Consider the following 11,106-nt stretch of genomic DNA (forward strand, 5'->3'; position numbering starts at 1 on the left):
GTCTTACTGCCCATTAAAGCGGGATAAAAACTAACTTTTTCTTTACAAAACATTATTACTCCCTCAATAAAATCTTATTAAAATAAAAGCTAATATCTCCATATATATGTAAACAAGGGAGGAGAATTTTCATGAAGGTCAGTGGACTGTATAAAATAGAATGTTACATTTTCAAAGGAATTAACCGATACTTTGATCAAAAAACATTAAATATCTTTTTCAGCAATATTACTCATATCGGTGGTGCTACTTTCTCAATCGCACTCACACTTTTCTTTTTAATTTTTGCAAAAGGGACTTTGCATCAAGCTGCAATCGCAACTGCTATTTCTTTAGCAATTAGCCATATTCCTGTACAAATGTTAAAAAGATGGTATCCGCGAAAACGCCCTTATTTAACAATTCAGGATGCGAAATATCCAGTCCATCCATTAAAAGACCACTCTTTCCCGTCTGGTCATACAACAGCCGTTTTCTCTGTCCTTATTCCATTTATTTGCTATAATCCAAGCATATTTGCTTTTCTATTACCGTTAGCATTATGCGTTGGCATTTCTCGCATTTATTTAGGGCTTCACTATCCGTCTGATGTATTCGTCGGTATGTGCCTCGGCACTTGCTCTGGCATCATCTCTTTTTATCAATTCATCCCACTTTTCACATAAAGGAGTGATATGATGAGAGTCGCCATTTTTACCGATACTTTTACGCCACAAGTTAACGGAGTTGCGAAAACATTAGAACGATTAACACGTTACTTTCAGAAAGAAAAGATCGCCTATTCTGTTTTCGCCCCTCAGCATACAGCTGAAGATAATTTCGTAGCTAATGTGAACAAGATGAGAAGTATCCCGTTAACAATATTATATCCAGAATGCCGCTTTTCTTTTCCTACTCCGCGCATTAAACGAGAACTTCTTTCCTTTAAACCTGACATTATTCACATTGCTACACCTTTCAACATGGGACTTTGTGGATTGTATTATGCAAAAAAGTTAAACATCCCAGTTGTCGGTTCTTATCATACTGATTTCGATGCTTATTTACGCTATTACAAAATCGAATTTCTCTCTAACATGCTTTGGAACTATTTAAAATGGTTTCATAGCCATATGCAAAAAAATTTCGTTCCTTCCTTTGAAACGTTACACCAACTAAAAAATAAAGGCTTTCATTCCCTCTCCATATGGGGACGTGGTGTAGATTGCACACTCTTTCATCCATCTTACAATACAGACCTATTCCGAAAAAAATATAATATTACAGCGAAGTATGTCCTTTCCTATGTTGGACGGCTTGCCCCTGAAAAAGATATTGATACGTTACAACACCTTATTGCGAAAACAGCGCATACTCGAAACGATATTCATTGGCTCATTGCAGGAGACGGTCCTCTAGCAATAAATTTACGTGAAGCTGTTCCGAATACAAATGTCACTTTTACTGGATATTTACAAGGTAAGGATTTAGCTGAAGCATATGCTTGTTCTAACATCATGGTATTTCCATCCGCTACTGAAACGTTCGGAAATGTCGTACTCGAATCACTTGCATGCGGTACACCTGTCATCGGTGCAAATAGTGGCGGGGTTAAAAATATTATTACGGATGGACAGACAGGAGTTCTTTGCCCGCCCAAACATGCGGATTCATTTCTATCATCCATCCATTCTTTATTGCGAAATGAAGAGCAACTTATGCAAATGAGCATAGCGGCTTCATCTTATGCCAAAACAAAAAGCTGGGATGAGATTTTCCGTGGGTTACTTGACCAATACGAAACCGTCCTTCAGAACACCGCATCAGAATTACTCGCTTAAACAGAAGAGCTCCCTTCAACTAGACGAAGGGAGTTTATTACACAGTTATAAATTTTAGTTTCATAAATGATACATAAGGTTAAACATTGTTTTATTTCTATATTCATTATATCAAAAATAAACATAACTAAACAGACTTGTAATAAAAACCCATAAAAATTAATATATGGTTATACAGTATTTTAACTGTATATTGATTTTAAGAATTCCCCTTAAAATCAACTTACTCACATACCTTTATACAGTAATTGTTCCCCAATTTCTGTATACTAAAAAACCTTTCATTCATTTGAAAGGTTTTTTTGAGCCTGCACATATTCTTCTTTCGTATTCACATTTATAAACCAATCCGCATGCGCTTGTACATCTTCTCCAGCAACATACTTTACATTACATTGTGATAAAAGCTGGCCCACACTTCTTTTTTCTTCCTGAAGCAAAGCATACATCTTTTCTTTCACACGGTTATGATACGCTGCAAGTAACGGTTGTTTTCTTCCATTAATAATAGGTACAACCGCATCATATTCATTACTCGTTTGCTCTAGTAAAATGGTAAGCCACTCTGGCGAAACGTTTGGTGCATCGCAAGGCATAATAGCGTACCAATCTGCTTCTATATATTCCATACCTGATACAATGCCGGCAAGCGGTCCATTTCCTTTATAATGCGGAATATCTTCTATAACAGGAACTTGTACGAGTTGCTCTACTCGCTCTTTTATATCAGTATGGCTAATTACTACAATGTCTTGCAAAGTAGTTCCCATCACTTTCACAATATGCTCAACAAAAGTAGTTCCCTTCCAAATTGCTAACGCTTTCGGCTCACCGAATCGACTCGACATACCGCCTGCTAATACAATTCCAGCATACTTACTCATTGGCGATGCAGCTCAAATGTAATATGACCTAATTCCGGTAAAATTAATTTATTCATCGCAAGGCGAACTGCTCCGCTCGATCCTGGCATCGAGAAAACTACTTTGCGCCCAATTGTACCACCAATCGCTCTACTTAACATTGCGCTGCTTCCGATATCTTCTAAATAACTAATCATACGGAACAGCTCACCAAATCCGACAATTTCTTTATGTAATAACGCTGATACTGCTTCAATTGTGACATCGCGTTTCGTAATACCAGTACCGCCATTTGTTAATACAACATCTACATCTTCCTTATGATAACCAGCTAACACCGCTTGCTGAATACTTTCTTTATCATCTTTTACAATTTCATAAGAAGTTACTTTATGTCCCGCTTCTTTTAACAATTCATGTAATAGTTGTCCGCTCTTATCTGTCTCTTCCGTACGTGTATCGGAAATCGTTACGATTTTGCAACGCACTTCTTTCGGTGCTTGTTTTTTATGTTCGGTTACGCTCATTTTATATCTTCCCTTTCCTAAAGTCTTTTCTTCATTTTATCATACCTATCTTTACACAATTATGTATGAAGCCGCTAATACACCATGATACAATATAAGTATATACAACCACAAAAAGGAAAATATACTTTCTTATACTCCTAGACTACACATCATTAGCTACTCTTTAAATCCTCTTATATTTTCCACATAGTAGATTTCATTTTAAATTACAAAATAATTTGGGGGTTCACTCACTATGGAACTTTATAAAAAACTAACAACAACATTCATCCTCTTATTCGTCGCTTCCATTACTGTCGGCTTTTCTCTAAAAGGCGCAATTCCATACGCTACATTAGTAAGCATTATATTCGCGACACTATTTTTACTATGCAGTGCCTTTTGCGCGGGTAAAGCACGTCAAATGAAAGGTTGATTACATATGTTCCAGAAGAAACCAATCCTTTGTAAATCATGTAAAAAAGAAATACAAACGTATGAAAAAGCATGGATTCATATGCCCTTTCCAGCAAATAGTATGACGAATATGAAAAAGTATATTGAGCTAGACGGCGAAGTGTATTGTAGCTCATGTATTCAAATTGGAAGTAAAACAAAATAAAAAAAGCTTTGCGCTCACGGCGCAAAGCTTTTTTTCATATATTATAGACCAGCTTGCTCTTTTAAAGCTGCAGCTTTGTCTGTACGTTCCCATGTTAGGTCTACATCAGTACGTCCGAAGTGGCCGTAAGCTGCTGTTTGTTTATAAATTGGGCGACGTAAGTCTAGCATTTTAATAATACCAGCTGGGCGAAGATCGAAGTTGTTACGAACTAGTTCTACTAGTACGTCTTCAGATACTTTACCAGTCCCGAATGTATCAACTGAAATTGATACTGGTTGTGCTACACCAATTGCGTATGCAAGTTGTACTTCTGCTTTGTCAGCAAGACCAGCTGCTACGATGTTTTTCGCAACATAACGAGCTGCATATGCTGCAGAACGGTCAACTTTCGTTGCATCTTTACCAGAGAATGCACCGCCACCGTGGCGAGCGTATCCACCATAAGTATCAACGATGATTTTACGTCCTGTTAAACCAGCATCACCTTGTGGTCCACCAATTACGAAGCGGCCAGTTGGGTTAATGAAGAATTTCGTTTCTCCATCCATTAATTCTGCTGGAACTACAGCTTTAATTACATGCTCTTTTAAATCGCGATCGATTTCTTCCCATGTAACATCTGGATGATGCTGTGTAGAAATTACGATTGTATCTACACGTACAGGTTTACCATTTTCATCATACTCAACTGTAACTTGCGTTTTTCCATCCGGACGTAAGTATGATAATGTGTCATCTTTACGTACTTCAGTTAAACGGCGAGCTAATTTGTGAGCAAGCGAGATTGGAAGTGGCATTAATTCTTGTGTTTCATTACATGCGAAGCCAAACATTAAACCTTGGTCTCCCGCACCAATTGCCTCAATCTCAGCGTCAGTCATTAGACCTTCGCGTGCTTCTAGCGCTTGGTCAACACCCATAGCGATGTCAGCAGATTGCTCATCGATAGATGTTAAAACTGCACAAGTTTCTGCATCGAATCCGTATTTTGCGCGTGTGTAACCAATGCCTTGAATTGTTTCACGAACGATTTTTGGAATATCTACGTAAGTAGAAGTCGTAATTTCCCCCGCTACCAATACTAAACCAGTTGTTACAGTTGTTTCACAAGCTACACGTGCATTTGCGTCCTTTGATAAGATCGCATCTAAAATTGAATCAGAAATTTGGTCACAAATTTTATCTGGATGTCCTTCAGTTACAGACTCAGATGTGAACAGATGACGTTTTTTTGTCATGTGGTAAACCTCCCTACAGTAATTGTATATATTGTACGGAACTCATCCTTAATTTGCCACAAACTGCGACATACATTTATTCTCCCACACAAGCATACAGAAAAACCTTTCCTACTTTACATAGAGGAAAGGTTTAATTTGCTACTTGCATACTGCTTTTTGCCCTTTGCTCTTATCGTTCGAGACCGTTAGCCTCGCACAGGTTTTAGCACCTATTCACCTGTATTTACCACTACAAGTGAGGTTGCTGGGCTTCATCGGGCCTGTCCCTCCGCCAGCTCGGGATAAGAGAGTATCCGTCCCAACCTATACTAAAGAAATGATATTCATTTGTCAATTAATATTCACATTTTCCTGAAAGTTTTTCTCAATACGCCTGGAATGAAATATTAATAAGGAAATAATACATTCACACAAACAAAAAGAAATAAATAGTATACATTATTTATATAATTGTGTTATACTCTTGTTGGGGATTACGAGAAATATTTCATTAAATGAAAAGGATGGTATATAAATATGAGTACTGTGAATGTCCAAATTGGTTTACACGAATTATTGAACGGAAGCAATGCACAGATTCAACTAAGTGTTCCGCAATTAGTGGAAAAAGTATTAATGCGAAATGAAGGGAAATTAACTTCTACTGGTGCCGTTTCTGCTTCAACAGGAAAATATACAGGACGTTCTCCTAAAGATAAATTTATTGTGAAAGAAGCATCGGTTGCTGACAAAATTGCTTGGGGAGCAGTGAATCAACCGATTTCTGAAGAACATTTTAATAAATTATACACTAAAGTTTTAGAATACTTAAAAGAAAAAGAAGAGTTATTCATCTTCAATGGATTTGCAGGCGCTGACCGCAATTACCGCCTACCAATTCAAGTTATTAACGAATATGCATGGCACAATTTATTTGTACATCAATTATTCATTCGTCCAACTGAAGAAGAATTAACAACTCATGAATCAGAGTTCACAATTGTTTCTGCACCGAATTTCAAAGCTGATCCAGCTGTTGACGGTACAAACTCTGAAGCATTCATTATGGTTTCATTCGAAAAACGTATCGTACTAATTGGTGGTACAGAATACGCTGGAGAAATGAAAAAATCAATCTTCTCTATTATGAACTTCTTACTACCTGAACAAGATATTCTTTCTATGCACTGCTCTGCAAACGTAGGTGAAGAAGGTGACGTAGCACTATTCTTCGGTTTATCTGGAACAGGTAAAACAACATTATCTGCTGATCCACACCGTAAATTAATCGGTGATGATGAGCATGGTTGGTCTGATAACGGTGTATTCAATATTGAAGGCGGTTGCTACGCAAAATGTGTAAACCTTTCTCACGAGAAAGAACCACAAATTTTCGATGCAATCAAATTTGGATCTGTTTTAGAAAACGTTATCATTAATAACCAAACGCGTATCGCAGACTATAACGATACTACTTTAACAGAAAATACTCGTGCTGCATACCCTATGCATGCGATTGACAATATCGTACTGCCAAGTGTTGCTGGACACCCAAATACAATCATTTTCTTAACTGCTGATGCATCTGGCGTATTGCCTCCAATCAGTAAGTTATCAAAAGAACAAGCTATGTATCATTTCTTAAGTGGTTACACTAGTAAACTAGCAGGAACAGAGCGCGGCGTTACATCTCCGCAAGCAACATTCTCAACCTGCTTCGGTTCACCATTCTTACCACTTGATGCATCTCGCTATGCTGAAATGCTTGGTGAAAAAATCGAGAAACACGATGCGAAAGTATTCTTAGTAAACACTGGCTGGACTGGTGGCGAATACGGCATTGGTAAACGTATGAACTTAGGTTACACTCGTGCAATGATTCAAGCAGCATTAAGCGGCGAACTTGCGAAAACTGAAACAGCTAAACATGACATCTTCGGTCTTGAAGTTCCACTTCACGTACCAGGTGTACCTGACGAAGTGTTAATGCCTGAACAAACTTGGGCTGATAAAGCTGCTTACAAAGCGAAAGCAATCGAGCTTGCGAGCGAATTCAAAGAGAACTTCAAAAAGTTCGACAGCGTTTCTGAAGATATTATTAACTTAGGCGGTCCAATCGCTTAAGTACAAACTTTCTGTTGGAATACCCCTTTTACTCATATGAATAAGTGTCGTGTAACCGTAAAGTTCCGCGTACTCACCGACAAAACCCAATGCGGCTTAACGGTTATACACACTTACATAAAAAAGAAGCTTACGTTAAAAACGTAAGCTTCTTTCTATATCTTATCTCTTCATCTATGACTTAGTTCGTAAAATCACAGAAAATTCATTTTATATTCATTCATTATTATTTTTTTATGATAAAATTTACATATGAAGGAAAGGATGAGGCCTATGAAAAATTTTTCTCGTACAGGAAAAATTTTATTCAGTTACGGAGCGATCCAAATGTTTTGAGGACTTGTGATGCTTAACGTTAATTTATTTGAGCATACAAGTGAAACGATAAAATATATTATTCTAATTACCGGAATAATTTGTTGTATTATATCCACCTTTTTTAAAGAACATAAGAGTCATACTAATACGTGATTTCATGTTAGCTTATAGGAAGCAGCAACCTGTATTTTATGCAAAATTATGCTTCCTATTGTAACTACCCCTCGCCGGATCCTCTATTCCACCTAAAAAGAGGCTTTTTATCTTTTTAGCTCTTTGTTAATTCTTCCTCATCTTTCATACTATAGTAGCCTAAATTCACAACGATTAAGAAATAACCACCCAGAATCCCTACTGCAAATGCCCACATAACCATGTGGTGCTCAATTTCGTACATAATAACAGCGCCCAAAATGGCAGCTGCAAAACGATTAAACATACCGAGCGTCGGTGCTTTCGTTTTCTTTACGATACTATCTCCAAGCTTCTCAATTCGTCTCCCTAAAAGCCAAACACAATACATACTTACGATAAGTCCAATTCCAGCACCTAGAAAATGAGCTGAAAACGGTGTTAACATCCATCCTAGCAAAAGAAAACCTAGTAAATAATACGATTGAATTTTAAATGATCTTAATGACATACTAATCATGCTGTTCTCCTCTTCAGTAATTTTTATCTATCCAACAAAAGCTGTATAACTCATTTCTTTCGAGTTCATACTACTTAAAATTCATTTCACTCAAATTAAAAACAACATAAACAGTATGTTTATGTTGTTTTTAATGTTTTCAGGAAATAATATTATACAAGATTTCAAACATCATATTCTCATAATTTGTGACGTTTTTCCAAACATTTTTCGTCCATTTATGAAAAAAGTGATATCAATCTATGAACATACGGATATGATGTAATAAGTACACAAATAAAGGGGGCGTCTAATGATTTATTTTTTAATGGCTCTCATTCACCTCATTATCCCTGCACTTATTGGACTTTCATTGTATTGGTACACGAAAAATCATAGTATTTTCTACGCTGTCCTCGGTGTTCTTCTTCCAGGTATTATTCTTATCACACTCTTCCGTATTCCATTTTTAAACTTAATTCCACTTATTACTGCTATCTTATTTCTCGTCTTCTTACCAAAAATAAAAAAATAGGAAAGCAGATCATAGATGATCTGTTTTCCTATTTTGATATAGGTTCCCCCGCAGTAGAATGAATTTTTACTTTCTCCGATTTCACAAACCATAGACCGAAGAAAATAATAATTCCACCGATTATTTGTTGAAATGATACATATTCATTTGCCCATATAGCTGCAAATAAAACAGCTACAAGTGGCGTTATATACATATATACCATCGTATGTGACGCGCCAATTTTTTGAATACCAACATACCACATCACTAAACCAAATACTGTTACAAAGAAAATGGAATATAGTAAAGCGAATAGTGTCATTCCATGTGTAATGTGAAATGGCATTATAAATACATGTGGTCCACTTAACAATAAAAGCGGAATCGCGCCAACTAATGCTGACCATGCGGTAACACGTAGTGCTGAATATTTTTTAATTAATGGACCTGCTAAAACAGGATAAAGCCCCCAGCATATTGATGTAATAAGTCCAATTCCGTTACCATAAAAAGAACTAGCAAGCGAATGCCCTGCTACTAAAACTAATGCAGCACCACCAAAGGCAATTATAGAACCGATGAGCTTTCGAGAAGAAAACTTTTCTTGTTTCAAAAAAATAGCAAATACAGTTGTAAAAATAGGTGAAATAGAAATGAGTAAAGAGGCATTTGTAGCGGACGTATATTTGACAGTTTCCATAAATAACGTTTGATACAATACAATACCTACAACGCTAACGATGATTAATCTAGGTATATCCTTTCGCTCCATATAAACCGACTTTTCAATAAAAAATGTAAGGAGTAACATAAGCGGTGCCGCTGATATCATCCGAAGTGCAGTAAACTCAATTGCTGTAAATTCTAAAAGTCCATATTTAGCAATCGTAAAATTAATCCCCCAAATAATAACGACTGCTAAAATTAATAACTCAATCCCCCATCTTCTCATGCATATCCCCTCCGCAAATAAGATTATACAGAAAATTCAATCACATGTACATTTCATTATGTGAAAAAATCTTTGTATTGTATGGAGAGGTTTGCTTTGTTTGGTACATGAAATTATATCGGCGATTTTTCGAATATATCAGCGCAACTCGAATTATATCGGCGATTTATATATATATCTACTTATCAACAAAAAACGACAATAATAGTACCTTATATAATAAAAAGATGGTCCAAAAATATTTTGGACCATCTTTTCTTTCTTACACTCGAACGTGTAACTTCATATTTGGATTATAAAATTGGCTTGGGCTCTTCAGCTGAAAAGTTCCTCCAACTTCATGCCAATCAACTGTTAACTTATCATCCATAAATACAAGCTTTGTACGATCTGCGATAAAATTCATTGCGCTAGATTCGATATCCACATCGCGCTCATCTTTTTCTGCTACAGCTACTAAATCGATAATTCCGCTCATTACACAACCGCAACCTTCATTATCGTAAAATAACTTTATATATTTCGCTTCATTTGGAATCGTATCCATAATCTTTTTATATGCTGCTTCTGTTACAGTAACGTACATATGTTAATCTTCATCCTCTCTTCTCATATCCTTCATACATTGTACCACCATTTTCTCTTAAATTTATATACAGAAAATTAAGACTAATATACAATATATGTAATAAAGGAGGTTGTATCACTCATGTTCAAATTACTGCGATACCCCATCTTCTTAGGCCTACTCGGTAGCTTTTTTATTTCTAGCGGAATGCTATTACAACATATACTTCCTTATTCTCCTTCTATTGGTTGGATTTTAGGCTTTATTTGTTTCCTAACCGCTTCTTATTTTGCTATGAAAAAATAAGAATCACTTTAAGATTTATTTGCAGCTTAATTTTGACTTGGGTGTTACTTTCGGCCCACAAGAGAAACGTTGGCTCTATAACGATTCAACTCTCCTCTCTATTTTAAAATCTATACACAATACGATTGAACACACAAAAATATAGAATTCATAATATGTATATAGTGGTTCTATTTTTAAAACTAGTTTTTCAAAATATAGAAAGGAGAACATACATGTACCCACGTAATTGTTTTAGTTGCGACGGCAGACGCAATAGTAGTTCTAACGGAAACACCGGGCCCACTGGTAGCACCGGACCTACTGGAAACACTGGCTCTGCCGGCATCACTGGACCTTCCGGGAACACCGGACCCACTGGTAGTACTGGACCTACTGGCTCTGCCGGGCCTTCCGGAGCTGGTTTCCAAAGTACTACCGCCTTTAGTCTAGCAGCCGCCCCCACCTATAAAAAAGGACAAGTTGTCACTTATACGAGCAGCGGCTATGTTGTAAAAAAAGATGCACCTCAAGGATTTCCGAATGTATCTCCAGATTATATCGTATTAGTAGAAAGTGGGCCTACTGGAAACACTGGCAGTACTGGACCTTCTGGCGGTACCGGACCTTCCGGCATCAATGGACCTACGGGGAATACTGGATCTACTGGCAGT

Annotated in this window: 13 protein-coding genes, 2 pseudogenes and 1 riboswitch; of the genes and pseudogenes, 9 read left to right on the forward strand and 6 right to left on the reverse strand. The window is 36.8% G+C overall.

Going from position 1 to position 11,106, the window contains the following annotated elements; translation table 11 throughout:
- The first annotated feature begins 131 nt into the window (after positions 1 to 131).
- Together GFJ36_RS24525 and GFJ36_RS24530 are read left to right on the forward strand one after the other, a co-directional pair.
- Entirely contained in the window at positions 132 to 665 is a 534-nt protein-coding gene (locus GFJ36_RS24525) for a phosphatase PAP2 family protein (RefSeq protein ID WP_157349758.1), read from the forward strand.
- A gap of 12 nt (positions 666 to 677) precedes the next feature.
- Positions 678 to 1,820, forward strand: a complete 1,143-nt coding sequence (locus tag GFJ36_RS24530) for a glycosyltransferase family 4 protein (RefSeq protein ID WP_097889169.1) — start codon at positions 678 to 680, stop codon at positions 1,818 to 1,820.
- 281 nt (positions 1,821 to 2,101) lie between these two features.
- Here GFJ36_RS24530 and GFJ36_RS24535 read toward each other — a convergent pair whose 3' ends face one another.
- Positions 2,102 to 2,704: a molybdenum cofactor guanylyltransferase gene (locus tag GFJ36_RS24535; RefSeq protein ID WP_097889168.1), complete on the reverse strand. Its 603-nt coding sequence runs from the start codon at positions 2,702 to 2,704 to the stop codon at positions 2,102 to 2,104.
- The gene (locus tag GFJ36_RS24540) at positions 2,701 to 3,210 is read right to left on the reverse strand and encodes a MogA/MoaB family molybdenum cofactor biosynthesis protein (RefSeq protein WP_000117127.1); all 510 of its coding nucleotides are present in this window, start codon (positions 3,208 to 3,210) and stop codon (positions 2,701 to 2,703) included. Before GFJ36_RS24540 ends, GFJ36_RS24535 begins: the two co-directional genes overlap by 4 nt.
- Before the next feature lie 238 nt (positions 3,211 to 3,448).
- On the opposite strand from GFJ36_RS24540, the gene GFJ36_RS24545 reads away from it, so the two are divergent.
- Positions 3,449 to 3,628 (forward strand): hypothetical protein, encoded by a 180-nt coding sequence (locus GFJ36_RS24545; protein ID WP_088064629.1) that lies wholly within the window; start codon positions 3,449 to 3,451, stop codon positions 3,626 to 3,628.
- A 6-nt stretch (positions 3,629 to 3,634) separates the two neighbouring features.
- On the forward strand, positions 3,635 to 3,814 hold the full coding sequence (locus GFJ36_RS24550; protein WP_097889167.1) for a hypothetical protein: 180 nt from the start codon (positions 3,635 to 3,637) through the stop codon (positions 3,812 to 3,814).
- Positions 3,815 to 3,855: 41 nt separating this feature from the next.
- Here GFJ36_RS24550 and metK read toward each other — a convergent pair whose 3' ends face one another.
- Positions 3,856 to 5,055 carry a methionine adenosyltransferase gene (gene metK, locus GFJ36_RS24555; protein WP_000163113.1) on the reverse strand — a complete coding sequence of 400 codons (1,200 nt, stop codon included), beginning with the start codon at positions 5,053 to 5,055 and terminating at the stop codon, positions 3,856 to 3,858.
- A gap of 169 nt (positions 5,056 to 5,224) precedes the next feature.
- Positions 5,225 to 5,346, reverse strand: a riboswitch (SAM riboswitch).
- Positions 5,347 to 5,574: 228 nt separating this feature from the next.
- Here metK and pckA point away from each other — a divergent pair.
- Positions 5,575 to 7,161, forward strand: coding sequence for a phosphoenolpyruvate carboxykinase (ATP) (gene pckA / locus GFJ36_RS24560; RefSeq protein ID WP_087984876.1), 1,587 nt, complete (start codon positions 5,575 to 5,577; stop codon positions 7,159 to 7,161).
- 273 nt (positions 7,162 to 7,434) lie between these two features.
- Positions 7,435 to 7,632: pseudogene (locus GFJ36_RS29250) on the forward strand (hypothetical protein).
- Between the two features lie 115 nt (positions 7,633 to 7,747).
- Here GFJ36_RS29250 and GFJ36_RS24565 read toward each other — a convergent pair.
- Positions 7,748 to 8,131, reverse strand: a complete 384-nt coding sequence (locus GFJ36_RS24565; protein ID WP_000624934.1) for an ATP synthase subunit I — start codon at positions 8,129 to 8,131, stop codon at positions 7,748 to 7,750.
- A gap of 292 nt (positions 8,132 to 8,423) precedes the next feature.
- On the opposite strand from GFJ36_RS24565, the gene GFJ36_RS24570 reads away from it, so the two are divergent.
- Positions 8,424 to 8,645 carry a hypothetical protein gene (locus GFJ36_RS24570; protein ID WP_000639043.1) on the forward strand — a complete coding sequence of 74 codons (222 nt, stop codon included), beginning with the start codon at positions 8,424 to 8,426 and terminating at the stop codon, positions 8,643 to 8,645.
- A gap of 28 nt (positions 8,646 to 8,673) precedes the next feature.
- On the opposite strand, the gene GFJ36_RS24575 is transcribed toward GFJ36_RS24570, so the two are convergent.
- Positions 8,674 to 9,579: a DMT family transporter gene (locus tag GFJ36_RS24575; RefSeq protein ID WP_048540844.1), complete on the reverse strand. Its 906-nt coding sequence runs from the start codon at positions 9,577 to 9,579 to the stop codon at positions 8,674 to 8,676.
- 262 nt (positions 9,580 to 9,841) lie between these two features.
- Positions 9,842 to 10,165, reverse strand: coding sequence for an iron-sulfur cluster biosynthesis family protein (locus tag GFJ36_RS24580; RefSeq protein ID WP_048540845.1), 324 nt, complete (start codon positions 10,163 to 10,165; stop codon positions 9,842 to 9,844).
- A 123-nt stretch (positions 10,166 to 10,288) separates the two neighbouring features.
- Between GFJ36_RS24580 and GFJ36_RS29255 the strand changes: the two genes are divergently transcribed.
- Entirely contained in the window at positions 10,289 to 10,453 is a 165-nt protein-coding gene (locus tag GFJ36_RS29255; RefSeq protein ID WP_087984879.1) for a hypothetical protein, read from the forward strand.
- Positions 10,454 to 10,668: 215 nt separating this feature from the next.
- Positions 10,669 to 11,106 (forward strand): annotated as a pseudogene (locus tag GFJ36_RS24585) (collagen-like protein); the annotation flags it as partial.

The sequence above is a fragment of the Bacillus sp. EE-W1 genome (genome assembly GCF_009760835.1).
GTDB lineage: Bacteria > Bacillota > Bacilli > Bacillales > Bacillaceae_G > Bacillus_A > Bacillus_A wiedmannii.